An 18820-nucleotide genomic window follows, 5' to 3' on the forward strand; every position below is an offset into this window, starting at 1 on the left:
TGAAAACTCGCAGATGCCTGGCGCAGGCGGTGAGTCGCGGGCGCAGGGGCGTTATCCCGGGAGGTCAGATGGGCAGCAAAGAGATGACCAAGGACGACGAGAAGGTCGAGCGCATAGCCTCGTTGGCTGCGTACTTCATGCAGGCGAGAAGTGCCGTCAGCTCCGAGGCAATCCATACGAGGTTTTATCCATCACTGAGCGTCGACAGCTTCAACAAGGCGTTCTCGCGCGACCGTGCCGACCTTGCCATCTGCGGCCTGGTGCTGAAGAAGTGCGGCTCAGGTGACTCGCGCGCACTCTGGAAGGTTGACGAGGAGACTTCCTACGCGGACTCCACCGCACTCTCTCCGACCGACGCCTTTGCGTTTGCCCTGGCCTGCCAGCCGCTCCTTCGCACCGAGGGCTTCCCGCTCTCCACCGACCTGGACTTTGCGCTCAAAAAAATCTACAACTACTTTGACTCCGAGGCCGTCAGCTTTGCAAGCGGCCACAAGGACTCGCGCGAGGAGAGGGTCCTGCGCACGAGCATGGCCACCGGCAAGGCGTTTGAGATGGAATACGAGGATGCAAAGGGGCAGGTCAGCACCCGTGTGATTGCCCCTTATGGCACGTTCTCGTTCCGCGAGCGGCTCTACGTGGTTGGCCCGCAGGTGGAGCGGGACGGGACGGTGGTGCTGGACAGCGTGCGCACGTATCGCTTTGAGCGCATCCTGAAGGCCAAGCTCACCTCCATTGCGTTTGAGGTACCGCGCGACTTTGACATCAGTGACCACCGCAAGCTGCCGTTTCAGATGGGCGAGCCGGTCTGTGAGGGGCACTTTGACGTGCCCGAGGCGGCGAGGGCGGAGGTCCTGAAGGCCGGCGCGCGGCTTGCCGACGGCCAGGGTGAGCTCGTGGCCGCGGTGAGCAGCCTTGAGGACGCCGCAGCGTGGGCCATCTCGGTCGGCGCTCGTCCCACGGCACCAGAGGAGCTGGTCACGGCATGGAGGAAGCAGCTTGAGGGGGCGGTCCGCAATGGCTAGGGCTGGTCGTACGGGTGGCGTGGACGCGGCACGAGAGATCGTGAGCGTCATTGGCGCGCTCAGCACCGAGGGTGACGAGGTCAACCCGGGCGCCATTGCTTCTCGCATGGGCAAGACGCCCGAGGAGGCCAGCAAGTTCATGGACATGCTGCTCTACCTGGGCACGGATGATGTCGGGCTCAAGCTTTGCGCCGAGTTTGACGATGACGATACCCCCTATTTTGTGGACTCCGCCGCAGGAAGGCCGCTGCGCCTGACCAAGGCGGAGACCCTTGCCGTCCAGGCGGCGCTTGCCTGGATGGGCACCCCGGAGGACGACCCGCTGGCAGCGACGGTCAACCGGGCCCTGGGGGCACCGGACTTTGCCGGCAAGACGGTGCACAGGATGCTTGCGCCGGCAGGCTCGGCCGAGGTCGACGCCACCAGGAGCGCCTGTGCACATGCCATCGCACGCAAGCTTGACCTGCGCATTGTCTACCGGAAGTCCGGCGCCTCGACCGACGAGGTGCGCCTGGTGCAAGACGCAAGGCTTCGGCAGGAGGACGGCAGCTGGTACCTAACTGGCACGGACCCCAGCCGCGGTGCCAGGCGGGACTTCAAGCTGGAGCGCATCTCCTCGGTTGAGGCTGTTGCGCGCGCGGAGGAGGCGGTCGAGCCTGCCGGCCCCGCGAGCGAGCCGCGGCGAGTCACGCTGGTGTTTGACTCGGAGCACTGGCTGGAGCTTCTCCCCTGGCACGACCTTGAGGTGACAAGGCGGGCAGACGGCACCCTCATGGCAAAGACGGCCTGGTACGGGGGCATGTGGCTGCCCAGGATGATTGCCGCCTGCGGCGGCCACGTCACCTGCGACGACCCCATGCTCGCAGCCGCCGTCCACGGCCTTGCGGCCGCAGAGCTGAGGCAGTAGGGCCAAAATAACGCGAAGAGGGACCCCGCTGGCCCTGGTCGGCCCCGGCTTACCCCTGACTCTGCCGCCAGAACTCTATGTAGCGTCGGACGTTGGCGGAGTCCAACATCTGCACGTTCTTGCTGGGCAGGCTCTTGATGAACGTCTTGCCGTAGCGCTTGGTGGCCAGGCGCGAGTCGGCCAGCACCAGGACGCCGGAGTCGCTCGCGCTCCTGATGAGGCGCCCGGCGGCCTGCTTGACGGAGATCACTGCCTCCGGCAGCGAGTACCTCCACCAGGCACGCTCCTCGCGGGCATCGCGCTCGCGGACCAGCGGGTCATTGGGGCTGGCAAACGGCAGCTTGGGAATCACCACGCAGCGCAGCGTGTCTCCCTGCGCGTCAAACCCCTCCCAGAAGGACTTGAGCGCCAGCAGAGAAAGGCTCTCCTCCTTCATGAAGCGGTCGCGAAGGCGGCGCGGGCTGGTGCCGCGCTCCTGGCAGGCCAGGTCAAGGCCCTCGGCGGCCAGACGCGGGCGCAGCCCCTCGTAGACGCGCTCCATGTCGCGCCTGTTGGTGAACAGCGTCAGCACCGAGCCGCCCATGGAGACGTGCACGTCAAACAGCAGGTCCTCCAGCGCGCCGATGTAGGCGCGGTCGCTGGGCGCCGGCATGTCCTTTGCAACCACCGCGGCCATGTGCGAGTCGTAGTCAAAGCTCGAGTCAAGCCGCAGAGCGCGGTGCTTGCCCTCCGGCAGCCTGGAAAGGCCCACGCCCTCGTTGAAGTGCTTGAAGTCGTCGCCAACAGCAATGGTCGCGCTGGTAAAGACAACGCTCTCCATCTCGGGCAGCCAGCGCTCGGCAAGGTCCGCGCCCACGTCGATCTTCTCGGCAACAAGGCGCTCGGCGGCCATACGGCGCTTGGAGCGGCTGAGCTGCGCAGAGTAGACGTAGCGGTCGTCCTCGCCGTCGCAGATAAGGCGGATGCCGGCCAGCAGATCACCCAGGAACCTGCAGGACTCGCCCAGGTCGGCCGCCAGCTGGGGAGAAGCCCCCGCCAGAAACGCCTGCGCCTCCTTGAGCTGCTTGACGCCCTCTGCCAGCACGGACGCAGCCTTCTGGCCGCAGTCGCGCACGGCTCCCCACTCTTCGCTGGCGCGCACGTCGGCGTCAATCCACAGGGTCATGAGGTCGTAGCCGCCGTCGGAGCGGGCCAGGCCGGCCAACTCGTGCACGGCCACAAAGAGGTCCGCCACGTCCACGGAGGCGCGGGCCACCGTTGCGGCGGCTTTGGTCAGAAGCCCCTGGATGGTGGTGGACCCGTCCAGCATGGCGGACTGCACCAGCAGACTGTGGATGACGCCGGTCTTGGTGCCGCCGAGCAGCTCAAACGCCATGCGGGCCTCTTCGCCGGAGACCTCCACGGCCCACTGGCGGCGCGCCTCGGACTCAAACGCGTGGGCCTCGTCGATGACCCAGTGGCGCACCGGCGGCAGGATCTTGCCCTCGGCCTCCACGTTGCGCAGCAGCAGCGAGTGGTTGGTCACCACCACGTCCGAGCTGGCCGCACGGCGACGGGCACCGTGGAGCAGGCACTCGTTGGGGTAGTACGGGCAGCGCGCGTGCAGGCACTCGCCGGACTTGATGGTGAGCATCTGGCGCGGCACGTATCGCCAGCGAATTCCCAGCGCGTCCAGGTCTCCGTCGGGGGACTGGCAGGCAAACGCATAGGTCACGGCTATGGCCGTGAGCATGTCCCCGCCCACGGCGTTATCGGAGCGGCCGTCGTGCTGCGCCAGCGAGAAGGGCAACTCGTCCTTGACCGCGCGGTCAAGGCGGTGCAGACACGGGTAGTGGTCGTAGCCCTTGAGACTGGCGAAGGTCAGGCCGTGCGGCAGGGCCTCCGCCAGGGCCGGCAGCTCGTGGGAGACCAGCTGGTCAGTGAGGGCATTTGTCTTTGTGGCCACGCCCACGGTGACATTGTTGCGCTGGGCAAAGAGCACCTCGGGCAGCAGGTACGCCACGGACTTGCCCACGCCGGTGCCGGCCTCTATGGCGCGGTGCGTGGAGGTTGCCAGGGCGTCGGCCACCTCGCAGGACATCTGGACCTGCTCGGGGCGGCTCTCCAGGCGCTCGTACATGCGGGCCACGGCGCCCGCGGAGCCAAACTCCTCGCGCACCTCGGTGGCGGCGACGGGCTTGACGTGGTCCTTCTCGGCTGCGTCGTCGCGCTGCTTGGCCACGGACTCTCCCAGCAGCTGCGCGCGCACTCCCTTGAGCGAGAAGCGCACGGGGCCGTCGGCGAGCGCCAGGTGAGAGAGCACCGGGCGGAAGGGCCAGTCAATCTCGGGGTGCATGTCTGCCAGGTGGCCGAGCAGCCCCGCCGGCAGGTCGGTGAGGGCACACAGGATGATGCGCCACATGCCGCAGAGGGCTGCCACGTCGTCGCCGGCGCGGTGGGTCACGGAGGCGCAGTCAAAGGCCTCCGCCATGTCCGCAAGGCGGTGAGAAGAGAGGCGCGGCAGGGCGATGCGTGACAGCGCCAGCGTGTCTATCCAGGTGTCCGAGACGTTCACGCCGCCGGGGACGGCCTCCACGAAGGTGCGGTCAAAGGTGGCGTTGTGGGCCAGCACCGGGGCGCCACCCACAAAGTCCGCCAGGGCCGCCACGGCCTCGCGGGCGTCCGGGGCGTCTGCCACGTCCACCTGGCTGATGCCCGTGAGCTGCACGATCTCTGCCGGGATGAGGCAGTGCGGGTTGACGAAGGTCTCGAAGGTCTCCACGACCTCGCGGCCGCGCAGGCGGGCGGCAGAGATCTCTATGAGCGTGCAGTCCTTGAACGAGAGGCCCGTGGTCTCGGTGTCAAGGACCACAACGTCGTCCTCGAGCAGGCCAAACTGCTGGGTATGGGCACGCTCGGCAAGCGTCGCGTAGGCCGCGCGGACAGAGGCCGGCGTGCAGGGAAGGATGAGGTCATCCAGCGTCTTGGATTGGGTCATCTAGGTGTCTACCTCGGGTTCTCTAGCGGGTTGGGTGCCTGAATGAGATAAAGGGACTGTCCCTTTTTCTCAGGCCTCGAGGGCAAGCTCGACGAAGCGGGTGCAGAGCTGCGGGAACTCTATGCCGGCGTGGCGGGCGGAGTCGGGCAGGAGGCTGCTTGCGGTCATGCCCGGGATGGTGTTGGTCTCCAGGATGACGGGCTCGCCCGCGGCGGTGACGATGAAGTCGCTGCGAGAGCAGCCGCGGCAGCCAAGGGCCTTGTGGGCGCGGCAGGCCATATCCTGCGCAAGGGCGTAGACCTCGGGAGAAAGGCGCGCCGGAATGATGTGGTGAAGCGCGGAGGGCTCGTACTTGACCTTGAGGTCGTAGAACTCGGCGTCGTAGGCAATCTCCACCACGGGCAGGGCCTCGGGCTCGTCGTTGCCAATGACGGGCACGGTGATCTCGGTGCCCTCGATGCACTCCTCCACAAGCACCCTCTGCCCGGCGGAGCCGGCCAGCTCGATGGCGGCCGCAAGCTCCTCGCGGCTGTTGACGCGGCTGATGCCAAAGCTGGAGCCGTTGCCGCAGGGTTTGACAAAGAGCGGCAGGCCCAGGTTCTGGATGACGGCGTCCACCTGCTCCTCGGTGAGGACGGTGCCGGGCCTCATGTCAAAGCCGCGCGGCGCGCGAATGCCCGCTGAGCGGTAGACGGCCTTGGCAAACTCCTTCTCGGTGCCCACGGCGCTGGCAAGCACGCCAGAGAACGCGTAGGGGATGTGGAGTATCTCGAGGAAGCCCTGGATGCAGCCGTCCTCGCCGTAGCGGCCGTGAAGCGCGGGGAAGGCCACGTCGTAGCCGCCGGCCACGAGCCTCTGCGGAAAGTCCTTCTCGGCAATGTCATAGAGGTCTACCTGCGCAAACCCAGCGTCGAGAAGTGCCTGGCGGCACTGAGTGCCAGACTGCATGGAGATGTCCCTCTCGTCTGACCAGCCACCGGCCAGAACGGCCACCCTGAGGGTCTTGAGTTGCTCTGCGTCCATTGAAGCTCCTTAGCGGCAGGCCCACGAGCTGGTATGCTCTTCAGGCAGTTAGTAAGTATCGTTCCCGTTGGTTGCCAACAGTGGTTTAGCTCTGTTGAGAATACTCCACCACGGGGATGCCACGCTGAGGGGAGCGTCATGACCAATTCCACCAACGGTGGTTCCGGGGCGGCCGCGGGTCTTGTCAACCTGAAGTCGCTCTCTCACAAGGAGCTTGCGGAGCTCATCGAGTCCCTGGGGCAGCCCAGCTTCCGCACCAAGCAGGTCGAGGACTGGATCTGGAACAAGAACGTCAGTTCTCTGGACGAGATGACCAACCTGCCCAAGACGCTGCGCGAGGCACTTGCCGCCAAGGTCAGCGTGGGAGGCGTGGAGGAGGTTGCCCGCCAGGTCTCTTCTGACGGCAGCCGCAAGTACCTGCTGCGCTACCCCGACGGTGTCACCGTCGAGTGCGTCGGCATGCCCACCAAGAACCGCCTTGCCGTCTGCGCCAGCACGCAGGCCGGATGCGCCATGGGCTGCGCCTTCTGCGCCACCGGCGCCGCTGGCCTCACGCGCTCCCTCACGTCCGCAGAGATCTACGAGCAGGTCATGCACGTGCGCGATGACTTCAACACGCGCGTGACCAGCGTCGTCCTCATGGGCCAGGGCGAGCCGTTCATGAACTACGACGCCACTCTGGGCGCCCTGCGCAAGCTCAACAACCCTGACGGCGGCGGCATTGGCGCCCGTCACCTCACTGTCTCCACCTGCGGCGTCATTCCCAACATCATCCGCTTTGCCAAGGAGCCGGAGCAGTTCACGCTGGCCGTCTCCCTGCACTCCGCGGTGCAGTCCACCCGCAACGCGCTCATGCCGGGCGTCAAGAAGTACTCCCTGGTCAACCTGTACAACACCATGGGCGAGTACGTGAACAAGACCGGTCGCCGTCCCACTTACGAGTACGCGCTCATCGGTGGCGTCAACGACACGGGAGAGGAGCTCAACGCGCTGTGCGACTTCTGCAAGGGCACGCTGGCGCACGTCAACCTCATCCAGCTCAACGAGGTCAGTGGCTCCAAGTTCAAGCCTTCCACGCCGCAGCGCGCTCAGGACTTTGTGCAGCGCCTTGCGCGCGTTGGCGTCGAGGCCACCATCAGGAACTCCCGCGGGTCCGACATTGACGCAGCCTGCGGTCAGCTCCGGCAGCGCATGGCGGGAAAGTAGTCCCTCTTACTGCCCGAGTGACGCAAAGGTCGGTTACCTGCATTTCGCTGGTGACCGACCTTTTTCTTTCACCTTTTGCCCTTTAGGCGAGAAGAACACGTGTTCTGTTTAGAATCCCAAAGCCTGCCATTGAGCTGCAGTTGACTGGGCGTTTGGCAGCGGACTCTCGTCTTTCATCGTCACGCCCTGGGCATCCTCAACGATTTGACTGATTTTGTCGTAGGAGGACTTGACCGAGGTGGCAGCTGACTTGAGCTGTGACTTGGCCTCATCGGAGAGACAGAACTTATAGAGATAGGCAGCCCCGATGGCGAGCAGACCCGCAGTTACAAGCGTTGTCTTCACGCGCACGGCTATTCATCTCCATACGGGTTCTGAGCAGCAATCATCTCCACGATGTGGGCAAGCATGTCCTCGTCGGCAAACTCTATTTCAATCTTGTTCTTGCCGCGGACGTTCTTGATCTTGACGTTGGTGTTCAGAGCCTGACGGAGCTCGCGAGCCGCCCTCTTGAAGGACTGAGGGGCTGGCTCTCTCCTGGGCTTGGAAGGCTCTTCTGTGCCAGAAAATAGCGGGGCAAGACGTTCTGTCTGACGGACCGACAGATTCTCGTTGACGACCTTCTCTGCCAGTCTGATGCGGCCTTCCTCAGTGGGCACGGCAAGGATGGCACGGGCGTGCCCGGCAGTGATGCGGCCATTCTCAAGGAGATCCTGCACCTCACTAGGCAGGTCCATCAGCCTCAGCGTGTTGGTGATCGCGGACCTGGACTTTGAAAGAATCTTTGAGAGCTCCTCCTGTGTGAGGTCCTTCTCGTCAAGGAGCTGGCGGTAGCCACGGGCCTCCTCAAGGGGAGTCAGGTTGGAGCGCTGCAGGTTCTCGATGAGGGCAAGCTTGAAAACGTCCTCATCGGAAATCTCCCGGATGACAACGGGAACCTCTTCAAGGCCCGCCAACTTTGCAGCCTGATATCGGCGCTCGCCAGCAACGATCTCGTAAGACGTTCCGTGCTTGCGAACAAGAATAGGCTGAAGGATGCCGTTCTGCTTGATTGAGTCCGCCAGCTCAGAGAGCTCGGTCTCATCAAAGGTCTTTCTTGGCTGTCCCTTGTTGGGCTTGACCTTGGAGATGGGAAGAACCGAGTCTGACTTCATTGCTGCAGTCTCAGCATCAGCCTCACCCATCAGAGAGACGAGACCTTTTCCCAAACCAGCCTTCTTAGCCACGGTTAATCACTTCCTTTGCAAGCTTTGCATAGGCAGAAGCACCCTTGGAAATGCGGGCATACATAGAAACTGGCATGCCATGGGAAGGCGCCTCAGCAATTTTGACGTTACGCGGAATGATGGTCTTGAACATCTTCTTACCAAAGAAGGCCTGAACCTCATCCACAACCTGCTTAGAGAGCGTTGTACGACTATCGAACATAGTCATAACAACGCCAAAGATTTCCAAATCAGGGTTCATGCGCTTCTTTACCATGTTCATGGATTCAAGAAGCTTAGTAACACCCTCAAGTGCGTAGTACTCACATTGAATCGGAATAATCAGCGAGTCTGCTGCGATGAGTGCATTGATTGTCAAAAGGCCTAAAGACGGGGGACAGTCGATGATTACGAAGTCAAACTCGTCCTTAACCGTCTCGAGGGCCTCTTTGAGCACAGATTCACGAGCCATCGTGTTGACAAGCTCGATTTCAGCACCTGCTAACTGAATGGTAGCTGGTGCAACAAACACCTTCGGCTCGCAAGTCTCCTGAATTACATCGGCAATGGGCACGTTATTGAGAATGACGTCATAAATGTCGTTCTCAAGCTCATCCTTCTCGATGCCAAAACCGCTGGAAGCATTTCCCTGCGGGTCAAAGTCAACGATAAGCACCTTTTTGTTGGCCTCGCCAAGACAAGCAGCAAGGTTAATCACCGTTGTAGACTTGCCAACACCGCCCTTTTGGTTAATCGTCGCAATAACCCTCGTGTTGCGACTGGGAAGTCCTCGTTTCACGTCTGTATAGCTCACGTGACCCTCCAAATGCAGTTCGTTGGCCTATGTAGATGGTGATTGGACTACATCATACGAGAATGTTCCACGTGAAACATTGTGATTCTCAACCTCTTTTGATTGGCATATGTTTCACGTGGAACATGAATGGCCCTAACGTTTCACGTGAAACGTTAGGGCCCTTAATATCAGTGAATTCGAATTGGACTTATACGACTAAATACCCAGCGGCTGATTCTTAGCCATTCCGTTCTGTCTCGGCAGCTTGATCTTAGACATGGCAATCTTCTGATACTGCAGAATCTCACGATGCCCAAGACCGTTAGGCAGCTCGCATGTTTCACGTGAAACAAACTTCATGCCACAGATCTTTGCCGCACGGTTGGCAGCAGACAACTCGTCCTCAGTCGGATTAGCCTTCTCAAGAACAAGAAACCCGTTCTTCTTGAGCAGCGGAGCCGCATACTCAACCAGAACATTGGACTGAGCCACGGCACGTGCAAACACATACGAGAAGGACTCAGGCCTCTCCAAGGCCAACTCTTCAGCCCTCACATGAAGAGCTTCGACGTTGTCCAACCCAAGCACCGTAGCAAAGTCATTGACTGCATTGACCTTCTTGCCAACAGAGTCAATCAACACCGCATGGGCACCCGTAGCAATGGCCAGAGGGATGCCAGGGAAGCCAGCACCAGTGCCTACGTCCAAAACGACGTCCTGAGAGCCTATCTGAGACGAGATAAAGGCAAGGGGCATAAGAGAGTCCAGGCAATGCAAGACAAGGCCTTCAGCAGGCTCCGTGATCCTCGTAAGGTTGACAACTTTGTTCTTCTCGATAACGAGGTCCAAATGGGCAACCATGAGACAGGCCTGATTCTCAGTCAAAGGGATGCCATAGTCATTCACATATTCAAGGAGCCTCTGCTCAAGGTCTCTTCTAAGCTCAATGTCCAAAATATGCCTCCTGCCAAAAACTCACGACACAAGAAGTTTTGTCATATAAGAAAAGGGAGGGTGAGAAACTCACCCTCCCTAGAGAATAGCCTATGTAGCTGGTCTTACCTGACGGCAGTCACAACCACGCGACGGTTGGGGTCCTCACCCTCGGAGTGGGTGGTGACGGACTCGTTGCCCAGCAACGTCATGTGGACGATGCGGCGCTCGTAGGCGTTCATGGGGGCCAGGGCAACGCGACCCTGCTTGCAGGCACGCTCTGCAGCGGAAAGAGCAATGGTCTCAAGCTTCTTCTTGCGACGGGTCTTGTAGCTCTCGATGTCCACCACGATGGGGTAGTAGAACTTGATGCGGCTGCTCATCAGGGAGGTCAGCACCATCTGAAGGGCATCCAGGGTACGGCCGTGACGACCAATGAGAACCGCGAGGTCACCACCGTTGACGTCAAGAATCAGTTCGCCCTCGTCACCGTCGTACTCGTCAATGGAAGACTCGGTCTCGCCAAAGAAGGCCAGAATCTTCTTCAGATAGTCAACGGCGAGGTCGGCGACCTTGTCGGTCTCCTCGTCAGTAAGGGCAATGCCGGACTCAAAGTGCTCGCGAATCTCTGCAAACTCGTCGTCCTCGGCAGTATTGAGGGTTCCCTCCACCAGAGTCTCCACCTGGTTCTCAGGGATGCTCTCCTCCATACCAACCTCCTGTAATAGCATCAAAAACGATGCTAATAAACGTAGTCTAACAGCAAATACTAGTAGCTAACTAGTTAGTTCTTCTTGTGGGGGCGAGGCTTCTTCTCCTTGCGCACCACATTGACCTCGACGGGCTTGTTCTTGGCAGCCTCCTCGGCCTCCTTGCGGGCCTTCTCCATGACCTTGTTGGTCACCAGCTGCTGCTGGGCCACCTGCCACAGGGAGGAAGTCACGTAGTAGAGAAGGACGGCAGCCGGGCAGGACCAGCCAAACCAGAGCATCATGATGGACATGACGGCGCCCATGGTGATGGACTGCATGCGCTGGTCACCCTGCATCTGGGTGTTCATCAGCATGGGGACGAGGGTCAGCACACCAAAGAGCAGGTCAAAGATGATGTAGGGGGCAGCAGCGGCCCAGCCGGAGGCGGCAAGCACGCCAGCGACGGAATCGGAGATGGACGGCAGAATACCAAAGAAGGAGGCGTCCACAGGCACGTTCTTCACGACGGTGAAGAGGGCGAAGAAGATGGGCATCTGCAGGAAGAGAGGCAGGCAACCCATGATCGGGTTGAAGTTTGCCTCGGAGTAGAGCTTCATCTGCTCCTCCTGCATGCGAACGGGGTCGTCCGCGTACTTCTCCTGAATCTCCGCAATCTTGGGCTGCATGACCTGCATGTTGGCCGTGGACTTGACCGACTTGGTCTGCAGCGGGGTCAGGATGAGGCGAATGATGAGGGTCAGGATGATGACAGCCAGGCCCCAGTCGCCAGAGACGCCATGGAGCCCCTCGAGCACCATGGTCAGGAAGTTAATGAACCAATCCCACATGTTTCCTCCGTGGCCGTCCCCGGTCAGGGAACGGGATCATACCCGCCATTATGGAAGGGATGGCACCTCAAGATCCTGCGCAGCGCAAGCCAGCCGCCCTTTGCCAGGCCGTAGCGCTCTATGGCCTGGCGGGCATACTCGGAACATGTCGGCATATAAATGCAGTGGGCCCCCATCAGGGGAGAGACTCTCCTCTGATAGAAGGCCACGACCACAAGTACGGCTTTGGCAGCCGCCGACTGCGGGCGGTTTTGGCCCACGTCAGATGCCGGCCTTGGCGAGCATCTTCTGCAGGGCGGCAGCCACAAGCTCGGGTGAGCTGTCATGGGTTCCCGCCGTGGAGAAGAGAATCACGTCATAGCCGTCACGCGGCATGTCGCAGGCACGCGCCGCCTCTCGGAGGACGCGCTTGCAACGGTTACGGTAGACGGCATTGCCTAGACGCTTTGGCGCGACGAAGGCGACCCTTCCGGTGTCGCCTTCGTCGCGTCTAGCTACACGTATGCGCAGGAGGGAGTTGCTAATCCTCTTCCCACGGGAGAAGACCAGCTCAAAATCTTGCTTTGATTTGATGGTCTTCATGCTTTGTTATTTAGACGGTGAGCTGGTGACGGCCCTTGGCACGACGACGAGCGAGCACGGCACGGCCGCCCTTGGTGGCCATACGAGCACGGAAGCCGTGGGTGGTGGCGCGCTTGCGCTTGTTGGGCTGGTAGGTACGCTTCATAGCTATTCCTCCCGGTTGGGTTTAGACGTCGGTAATAGAGCAATAAGCCCAAAGATTGTAAGGGTGTCAACCTCCAGATGTCAATTTCCTTCTCGCACACATCCCGCCCATATTCACAATCTCTTCCGAGGTCAAAGAGGTAGGACGCCACCCCTAGCGGATGGGCTTTCAGACAACACTATATGTAGTGAGATTGCCACGGCAGGCACTTCTCGGCGAGAAAAGTCCCCACAGACCGTCGCGACGTTGATGAAAGAAACGTTCCACAGAAGCGTGCAATGCGGCGGAACGCGGTGAAAAGTTTCGGTTGCATGCTATGATTTTCCAGCCGATTTCAGTGATGAATCCCGAGTTTTCAACAGGCTTTCACAACGTGTTGAAAACTTTCCTTCACATCGAATCTTGCGCGAAAAGTTTTCTTCAAGTGTCAAAACGTTGTTGAAAAGAAGGTTGGAGAGCATGGCCAGAGACTTCTATCCATTTGTGGAGAAAGACCCCTCTACCAGCGATTCTTCCCAACCTCGGGACGTTGTCAAAAACGGCGTCCAAAACCCTGATGAAAACATTTCATCACCCTCCCAGGCGCCCATGGAGGTCAGCACGCCCGCCCGCATTGCCGTCTACGACGACGCGGCGGCGGCCCCGCGCGTGGTCATGGTGGAGCCCAAGGACGTCCGCAGCTTCCTTGAGGAGATTACGGCCACGGTCAACCGTCTCTCGCACGAGCAGGGCGGCACCATCCCCTTCATGGTCATCAGAGAGATCGTCGAGAACTTCATCCACGCCTACTTCAAGGCGCCGACCATAACCATCCTGGACGGCGGAAACACCATCCGCTTCTCTGACCAGGGGCCCGGCATCAAGCAGAAGGACCTGGCCCTTGAGTACGGCACCTCCAGCGCCACCGAGGAGATGAAGCACTACATCCGCGGCGTGGGGAGCGGCCTGCCCTACGCGCAGCAGTACATGGTGGACAAGGGCGGCAGCCTGGACATCGAGGACAACCTGGGCGGCGGCACCGTGGTCACCATCTCCACGCACCCCCGCGAGGAGTCACCGGCCCCGCAGGCGCCCATGGCGGGGGCGTACGGACAGCCCTACCAGCAGCAATGGCCCCAGCAGCCTCAGCCCTTTGGCCAGGCGTACGGCCAGCAGTGGCCGACCCAGCCCTGGCCGCAGCCGTACGGGCAACAGGCTCCGGCAGGCATGCCGCAGCAGCAGCAGACGGGCTGGCAGCAGCCCCAGCCCTACGGCCTGCCCTGGCAGCAGCAGACTCCGGCCGGCATGCCCACCCAGCAGCAGCCCTGGCAGCAGGCAGCGCCGATGGGGCAGCCCGCGGCCCAGCAGCCCTACGCGCCCATGGTTGGCATGCCCGCGGCCGCGCCCCAGCTCAACGAGCGCAGCCAGGCAATCCTGGGCTTCCTGAGCGCCCACGAGCTCTGCGGCCCCACGGACCTGGCAAACGCCCTCGGCGGCTCAAACGCCACGTGGTCCCGCGCGCTGCAGGACCTGGCCGGCCAGGGCGTGGTGATAAAGGACTCCCAGAAGTACCGCCTAACCGGCTACGGGCAGTCTCTTCTCGGCTAGTTTTCAACATCGCGAGGAAGTTATCAACAATCGCGTATACTAGACGGCACTGGTTATAGGCACCCTAGGAAACGCAGCCAAAATGGAACTATCACTGGAATCAGATGCCGAGGCCCTGTGGCAGGACTCCCTTGACCTGCTGACGGGCGAGGGCGCCCCCGCCGCCCTGCTGGCCATGCTGCAGAAGTGCACTCCCGTGCAGCTGGAGGACGGCGTCCTCCACGTGGAGACCCCCATGCGCATGGTGGCAAAGAGCGTGGCAAAGAACGCGGCCGTAATAGAGGCGTGCCTCGAGCAGGCAGCCTTCGAGCCCGTAAGGCTTGACGTGCAGTTTCGCCAAGGGGCGGCTGTTGCCGCCGTGCCGGCCGCGGCGGCGCCCGCGCAGCCCGTGCCCGTTCCGGCCCCGGCCCCGGCCGCGTCAGTGCCGGAACCCGCGGCCGCCACGCCCTTCTCGCCGGTAAAGAAGCCCGGGCCCGCGCCGGAGCCGCGGGCAGAGAGGCCGCGCGGCCACGTGCTCATGGGCGCCGCCGGCTCCGTCATGACGCCCGAGGAGCTCAGGCGCTGGGACGCCGCCGTCAGCGGCGCCCCCGCAGCCACAGCCTCCCCAGCGGAGGCGGACGCCTGGGACGAGGAGAGCGAGGCCCAGGCCCACGAGCGCCTGGCCCGAGAGCGCCGCGAGAAGAACCCGCTGGCAAACGAGGAGGTGGCCGCGGACTCAAAGCTCACCTTCGACCGCTTTGTCATGGGAGACGAGAACGAGTTTGCCTACAACGCGGCCCTGCAGGTGGCCAACGGCAACAAGGACAGCTACAACCCGCTGTTCATCTACGGCAAGAGCGGCCTGGGCAAGACCCACCTGCTGCGCGCCATCCAGAACTACATAGTGACCAACGACCCGTCGCGCATCTGCGTCTACCGCGACGCCTCGCAGTTCATCAACGAGTACGTCGGGGCCATGCGCGAGGCGGGAAGCGCCGCAGACGCGTTGCGGCGCAACTACGAGGACATAGACGTCCTGATCATCGACGATGTGCAGGGGCTGGCCGGCAAGGCGGGCACCATCACGTTCTTCTTCAACATCTTCAACACGCTGAAGTCAAACGGCAAGCAGGTCGTCATCGCCGCCGACCGCACCCCCGCCGAGCTGGGCATGGGCAAGGACGGCTTTGACGAGCGCGTGACCAGCCGCATTGGCGGCGGTTTCACCGTCAGCGTCCAGGTGCCCAGCTACGAGCTCAAGCTGCGCCTCATCGGCACCTTCTGCGACCGCATGCGGGAGGACAGCGCCCGCGAGCACGTGGGCGAGCCCCTGCCAGAGATCCCCGAGCACCTGCAGGGCCTCATGGCCGAGCGCGCCGGGACAAACATCCGCACCATCGAGGGCTTCTGCCAGAAGTGCCTCATCACGGCCGCCATGTGCCGCAAGCAGGGCAGGGAGCTCACCGAGGACGACGTGCGCACCATAGCCAAGGAGAGCTGGCCCGAGAACGCCCGCGGCGTGACCATAGAGAACGTGCAGAAGTACGTGGAGAAGGTCTACGACGTCTCGCACGAGGACCTCGTCGGGCCCAAGCGCGTGAAGGAGATCATGATGACCCGCCACGTGGCCATCTGGCTCTGCCGCGAGCTCTGCAACCGCACGCTGGCCGACATCGGCAAGAAGTTCGGCGGGCGCAGCCACGCCACCATCAAGCACAGCATCCACACCGTTGAGGAGCTTGCCAAGGACGACAAGGTCTTCTTCGACCAGCTGCAGCGCATGAAGGAGGGCATCACCAGCGAGGCCTAGCAACCGCAGACGAGCGCGTGCCGTTGGGGACGGGGGTGAATGGCACGCTGGGGGTACGTGTGCCATTCACCCCCGTCCCCAATGGCACGACCGCGATGTTCAGAAGCGGTTGAAGAGCGTGTGAGAACGTGTAGAAAACCGTCCAGTTGGTGTAGACAATTTTGGGAGGGGTTGGGAAATGTTGAGGAGCGTTGGCTCTCAGACGAGTTTCTCGACAAGCAGGTTAAGGCTCTGAGCTGGGAAGACGCAGGTTTTAGACTTTTCTACAACCCCTATTACTACTGTTGTTCTTTGTTATTCATTAAGTACATATAGAAAGGGAAGCCATGAAATTCACCGTAAGCCAGAGTTCCCTCATGAAGGCTCTCTCCGTGGTCTCCAAGGGAATGGGTGCCAACTCCACGCTCCCCATCCTCTCGGGCATCTACATCAAGGCGGCCGACGGCACCCTTGAGTTCCAGACCAACAACCTCACCATCAGCATCCGCCACCTCATTCCGGCAAACGTCGAGGAGCCGGGCGAGACCGTGGTCTCCGGCAAGGTGCTCTCCAACATAGTGAAGAACCTCTCCGACGCCGCGGTGACCTTCGAGGGCGGCGAGAGGACCATCGAGATCTCCTGCGACAAGTCCACCTTCCGTCTGAACACCCTCTCCGCCGGCGACTGGTCCGGCTTCCCGGAGGTCAACCCGGAGCGCCAGATCGAGCTTCCGTGTGACCTTCTCTCCACCATGGTGGACAAGGTCTACAAGGTCACGTCCAAGGAGAGCTCGCGGCCCATCCTGCAGGGCATCCTGCTGACCGTCGAGGACAACACCATCCGCCTGGTGGCCACCGACTCCTTCCGCCTGGCCGTCTGCGACGCCTCCGTGGAGTCCCCGGCCGACGAGGCCTTCCGTGCCATCGTGAGCGGCAACGTGTTCCACGACGTGCTCAGCATGCCCACCCTGGAGGACAGCATCCAGATCGGCATCACCGAGAGCCAGGTGGTCTTCACCTTTGGCACCACGACGTTTGTCTCCCGCCGCATCGAGGGCAACTTCCCGGACTACAAGCAGCTGCTGCCGGCCTCCTGCGCCACGGCGGTGGACATCGACGTGGCCGAGTTTGCCGCCGCGCTCAAGCGCGTGTCCGTCATCGCGCTCACCAACGCCTCCGTGCGCTTTGACATCGACGCCGACGGCAGGCTGATGAAGCTCTCCGCCAGCTCCCCGGAGCAGGGCGAGTCCTCCGAGATCATGAACACCGACGTGGAGGGCCAGAGCCTCTCCATCGCCCTCAACTACCACTACGTCTTTGACTGCGTGAACGCGGTCTCTGGCTCCAAGAGCCTGCGCCTGGAGCTTCAGGGCTCCACGCAGCCGGGCATCTTCAAGTCAAACGGCGAGGTCAACTACCTGTACCTGCTCATGCCGGTGCGCCTCTAGCGGAGCGGCGGGCTCGTGGGACTTCTGGTCAAGACGCTTGAGCTCCAGGACTTCAGGAGCTTTGGGGAGAAGGTCGTCGGCCTCGCGCCGGCGACCACCATCCTGTGCGGCCCCAACGCGGCGGGCAAGACCAACACCGTCGAGGCCCTGCAGCTGCTGACGGCCGGCTACTCCTTCAGGCACCCCACGCCAGCCCAGCTGGTGCGCGAGGGTGCCCAGACCGCCCGCGCCTCGGCGCGCCTGGAGGGGGACGGCCGCGTGGTCGACCTGCGCTGCGACGTGGTCTCGGGCCGCAGGCAGTTCTTCCGCAACGGAAAGCGCATCCAGGCCTCCGAGGTCTCCGGCACCCTGATGAGTGTGCTCTTTACCCCCGACGACCTGCAGCTGGTCAAGCGCAGCGCCTCCTTCCGGCGAGACGAGCTCGACGACTTTGGCCGTCAGGCAAACCGCGGCTTTGCGAGCGTGCTGGCAACCTACACGCGTTCCATCGAGCAGAGGAACCGCCTGCTCAAGGAGGAGAGGCCCGACCTTGACCTGCTGGACGCATGGGACGCCTCGGTGGCCCTGGGCGGCGCCACGCTGCTCCACGGCCGCCTACGGCTCTTCGAGCGGCTGCGGGCCAAGGTCTGCGAGGTCTACGGCGAGCTTGCCGCGGGGGAGGGCCTGGAGTGCCGCTACCTCTGCAGCCTGGGCGAAGAGGCCCTGGGCCTCTCCAAGGACGAGCTGCGAGAGCTCTTCTGTGCCCGCCTTGCCGCGGCGCGCCCCGACGACCTGCGCCGCCAGCAGACCACGGTGGGCCCGCACCGCGACGACGTGGCGTTTCTCATCGAGGGCCGCGACGCCCGCGCATACGGCAGCCAGGGCCAGCAGCGCTCCGTGGTGTTGGCGCTCAAGATGGCCGAGGTGCTGCTCTCGGCCGAGGTGGTGGGCAACCAGCCGCTGCTGCTCCTGGACGACGTCATGAGCGAGCTTGACGAGCGCCGCCGCGAGGCCGTCACGCGCTTTGCCCGGCGCGGCGTGCAGACGGTCATCACCACCACCAACCTGGGGTACTTCTCGCCTGAGCTGCTGGACGGGGCGGAGGTGGTTGGCTATGGCGACTGAGATGGACTGGCGCGGCCACGACGAGAGCCTGGGAGGCGTGCTCTCGGACTTCTTTGAGAGCCCGGAGGTGCGCGCCAAGATGGGCGCCGGCCACGCTGCGGGCCTGGCCTGGCACTCCGTCATCGGCGACATAGAGCGCAAGCACACCACCGGCGTCTTTGTGGGCAAGCCCAAGGCGCCCGGCATGGCGCCCGCCCTGTGCGTCTACGTGGACAGCCGCATGCGCATGGTGGACTTCAACGCCAACCGCGAGATCTACCTGGCGCGCCTCCAGACCGCCGGCTTTGACTACTCTGAGGTCCGCTTTCTGCAGAACAAGCGGCCGCGGCCCAAGGCCCAACCGGCGCCACCCGAAAAAGGATACGAAGGGACTGTCCCTTTTTCTCATTCCGAGCCGCTGCCGGAGCTGAGCGAGGCGGAGCGGGCGCAGATTGAGGCACAGACGGCGGGGCTTTCCCCAGCGCTGCGCGAGAGCGTCTCTAAGGCCATGGCCGCGTGCATGCGCCGCCAGAGGTATGAGGGACGCAAGAACTTGTGAAGGGGCCTCAGAAGGCCTCTCACGGCCTTTTGATGGGCT

At 62.5% G+C, this 18820-nt stretch carries 19 protein-coding genes; 8 read left to right on the forward strand and 11 right to left on the reverse strand.

What is annotated here, in order from left to right; translation table 11 throughout:
* Positions 1 to 68 precede the first annotated feature (68 nt).
* Together DXV50_RS08470 and DXV50_RS08475 are read left to right on the forward strand one after the other, a co-directional pair.
* Positions 69 to 1022 carry a helix-turn-helix transcriptional regulator gene (locus DXV50_RS08470; RefSeq protein ID WP_157966996.1) on the forward strand — a complete coding sequence of 318 codons (954 nt, stop codon included), beginning with the start codon at positions 69 to 71 and terminating at the stop codon, positions 1020 to 1022.
* Positions 1015 to 1929, forward strand: coding sequence for a helix-turn-helix transcriptional regulator (locus DXV50_RS08475; RefSeq protein ID WP_117205775.1), 915 nt, complete (start codon positions 1015 to 1017; stop codon positions 1927 to 1929). Before DXV50_RS08470 ends, DXV50_RS08475 begins: the two co-directional genes overlap by 8 nt.
* A 49-nt stretch (positions 1930 to 1978) precedes the next feature.
* On the opposite strand, the gene DXV50_RS08480 is transcribed toward DXV50_RS08475, so the two are convergent.
* Positions 1979 to 4906, reverse strand: coding sequence for a helicase C-terminal domain-containing protein (locus DXV50_RS08480; protein ID WP_117205776.1), 2928 nt, complete (start codon positions 4904 to 4906; stop codon positions 1979 to 1981).
* Between the two features lie 69 nt (positions 4907 to 4975).
* The gene (locus DXV50_RS08485) at positions 4976 to 5929 is read right to left on the reverse strand and encodes a D-alanine--D-alanine ligase family protein (RefSeq protein WP_117205777.1); all 954 of its coding nucleotides are present in this window, start codon (positions 5927 to 5929) and stop codon (positions 4976 to 4978) included.
* Between the two features lie 138 nt (positions 5930 to 6067).
* Here DXV50_RS08485 and rlmN point away from each other — a divergent pair, with 138 nt between their 5' ends.
* Positions 6068 to 7135 (forward strand): 23S rRNA (adenine(2503)-C(2))-methyltransferase RlmN, encoded by a 1068-nt coding sequence (gene rlmN, locus DXV50_RS08490; protein WP_117205778.1) that lies wholly within the window; start codon positions 6068 to 6070, stop codon positions 7133 to 7135.
* A 108-nt stretch (positions 7136 to 7243) separates the two neighbouring features.
* Here the strand turns inward: rlmN and DXV50_RS08495 are convergent, their stop codons facing one another.
* The 9 genes from DXV50_RS08495 to rpmH form a co-directional block, all read right to left on the reverse strand.
* Complete coding sequence (locus tag DXV50_RS08495) at positions 7244 to 7486, reverse strand: hypothetical protein (RefSeq protein WP_117205779.1); 243 nt, start codon at positions 7484 to 7486, stop codon at positions 7244 to 7246.
* A 2-nt stretch (positions 7487 to 7488) separates the two neighbouring features.
* The gene (locus DXV50_RS08500; RefSeq protein ID WP_332871124.1) at positions 7489 to 8361 is read right to left on the reverse strand and encodes a ParB/RepB/Spo0J family partition protein; all 873 of its coding nucleotides are present in this window, start codon (positions 8359 to 8361) and stop codon (positions 7489 to 7491) included.
* Positions 8354 to 9154 (reverse strand): ParA family protein, encoded by an 801-nt coding sequence (locus DXV50_RS08505; RefSeq protein ID WP_117205781.1) that lies wholly within the window; start codon positions 9152 to 9154, stop codon positions 8354 to 8356. The genes DXV50_RS08500 and DXV50_RS08505 overlap by 8 nt, the downstream gene beginning before the upstream one ends.
* Positions 9155 to 9352: 198 nt before the next feature.
* Positions 9353 to 10090 (reverse strand): 16S rRNA (guanine(527)-N(7))-methyltransferase RsmG, encoded by a 738-nt coding sequence (gene rsmG, locus DXV50_RS08510; RefSeq protein ID WP_232817494.1) that lies wholly within the window; start codon positions 10088 to 10090, stop codon positions 9353 to 9355.
* Between the two features lie 104 nt (positions 10091 to 10194).
* Entirely contained in the window at positions 10195 to 10779 is a 585-nt protein-coding gene (locus tag DXV50_RS08515) for a Jag family protein (RefSeq protein ID WP_117205782.1), read from the reverse strand.
* Positions 10780 to 10853: 74 nt separating this feature from the next.
* Positions 10854 to 11609 carry a YidC/Oxa1 family membrane protein insertase gene (locus DXV50_RS08520; protein WP_117205783.1) on the reverse strand — a complete coding sequence of 252 codons (756 nt, stop codon included), beginning with the start codon at positions 11607 to 11609 and terminating at the stop codon, positions 10854 to 10856.
* Positions 11610 to 11632: 23 nt separating this feature from the next.
* Complete coding sequence (gene yidD, locus DXV50_RS10000) at positions 11633 to 11824, reverse strand: membrane protein insertion efficiency factor YidD (RefSeq protein WP_408634268.1); 192 nt, start codon at positions 11822 to 11824, stop codon at positions 11633 to 11635.
* A gap of 46 nt (positions 11825 to 11870) precedes the next feature.
* The gene (rnpA, locus tag DXV50_RS08530) at positions 11871 to 12191 is read right to left on the reverse strand and encodes a ribonuclease P protein component (protein WP_117205785.1); all 321 of its coding nucleotides are present in this window, start codon (positions 12189 to 12191) and stop codon (positions 11871 to 11873) included.
* Between the two features lie 10 nt (positions 12192 to 12201).
* Positions 12202 to 12336, reverse strand: coding sequence for a 50S ribosomal protein L34 (rpmH, locus tag DXV50_RS08535; protein WP_117205786.1), 135 nt, complete (start codon positions 12334 to 12336; stop codon positions 12202 to 12204).
* Between the two features lie 588 nt (positions 12337 to 12924).
* Between rpmH and DXV50_RS08540 the strand changes: the two genes are divergently transcribed.
* The 5 genes from DXV50_RS08540 (at position 12925) to DXV50_RS08560 (ending at position 18781) form a co-directional block, all read left to right on the forward strand.
* Entirely contained in the window at positions 12925 to 13923 is a 999-nt protein-coding gene (locus DXV50_RS08540) for an ATP-binding protein (protein ID WP_232817495.1), read from the forward strand.
* Between the two features lie 82 nt (positions 13924 to 14005).
* A complete protein-coding gene (locus DXV50_RS08545) occupies positions 14006 to 15712 on the forward strand; it encodes a chromosomal replication initiator protein DnaA (RefSeq protein ID WP_232817496.1) in 1707 nt (568 codons plus the stop codon).
* 326 nt (positions 15713 to 16038) lie between these two features.
* On the forward strand, positions 16039 to 17139 hold the full coding sequence (gene dnaN / locus DXV50_RS08550; RefSeq protein WP_117205788.1) for a DNA polymerase III subunit beta: 1101 nt from the start codon (positions 16039 to 16041) through the stop codon (positions 17137 to 17139).
* A gap of 15 nt (positions 17140 to 17154) precedes the next feature.
* Positions 17155 to 18243: a DNA replication/repair protein RecF gene (gene recF, locus DXV50_RS08555; protein WP_117205789.1), complete on the forward strand. Its 1089-nt coding sequence runs from the start codon at positions 17155 to 17157 to the stop codon at positions 18241 to 18243.
* A complete protein-coding gene (locus DXV50_RS08560; RefSeq protein WP_117205790.1) occupies positions 18233 to 18781 on the forward strand; it encodes a hypothetical protein in 549 nt (182 codons plus the stop codon). Before recF ends, DXV50_RS08560 begins: the two co-directional genes overlap by 11 nt.
* Positions 18782 to 18820 lie beyond the last annotated feature (39 nt).

It is taken from the genome of Paratractidigestivibacter faecalis (genome assembly GCF_003416765.1).
Lineage (GTDB): Bacteria > Actinomycetota > Coriobacteriia > Coriobacteriales > Atopobiaceae > Paratractidigestivibacter > Paratractidigestivibacter faecalis.

Coding starts and splice junctions, on each gene's coding strand:
- DXV50_RS08560 (WP_117205790.1), top strand. CDS start 18,233: ATGGCGACTGAGATGGACTGGCGCGGCCACGACGAGAGCCTGGGAGGC.
- DXV50_RS08485 (WP_117205777.1), bottom strand. CDS start 5,929: ATGGACGCAGAGCAACTCAAGACCCTCAGGGTGGCCGTTCTGGCCGGT.
- DXV50_RS08515 (WP_117205782.1), bottom strand. CDS start 10,779: ATGGAGGAGAGCATCCCTGAGAACCAGGTGGAGACTCTGGTGGAGGGA.
- DXV50_RS08480 (WP_117205776.1), bottom strand. CDS start 4,906: ATGACCCAATCCAAGACGCTGGATGACCTCATCCTTCCCTGCACGCCG.
- rpmH (WP_117205786.1), bottom strand. CDS start 12,336: ATGAAGCGTACCTACCAGCCCAACAAGCGCAAGCGCGCCACCACCCAC.
- dnaN (WP_117205788.1), top strand. CDS start 16,039: ATGAAATTCACCGTAAGCCAGAGTTCCCTCATGAAGGCTCTCTCCGTG.
- DXV50_RS08470 (WP_157966996.1), top strand. CDS start 69: ATGGGCAGCAAAGAGATGACCAAGGACGACGAGAAGGTCGAGCGCATA.
- rnpA (WP_117205785.1), bottom strand. CDS start 12,191: ATGAAGACCATCAAATCAAAGCAAGATTTTGAGCTGGTCTTCTCCCGT.
- DXV50_RS08520 (WP_117205783.1), bottom strand. CDS start 11,609: ATGTGGGATTGGTTCATTAACTTCCTGACCATGGTGCTCGAGGGGCTC.
- DXV50_RS08540 (WP_232817495.1), top strand. CDS start 12,925: ATGGAGGTCAGCACGCCCGCCCGCATTGCCGTCTACGACGACGCGGCG.
- DXV50_RS08545 (WP_232817496.1), top strand. CDS start 14,006: ATGGAACTATCACTGGAATCAGATGCCGAGGCCCTGTGGCAGGACTCC.
- rlmN (WP_117205778.1), top strand. CDS start 6,068: ATGACCAATTCCACCAACGGTGGTTCCGGGGCGGCCGCGGGTCTTGTC.
- DXV50_RS08475 (WP_117205775.1), top strand. CDS start 1,015: ATGGCTAGGGCTGGTCGTACGGGTGGCGTGGACGCGGCACGAGAGATC.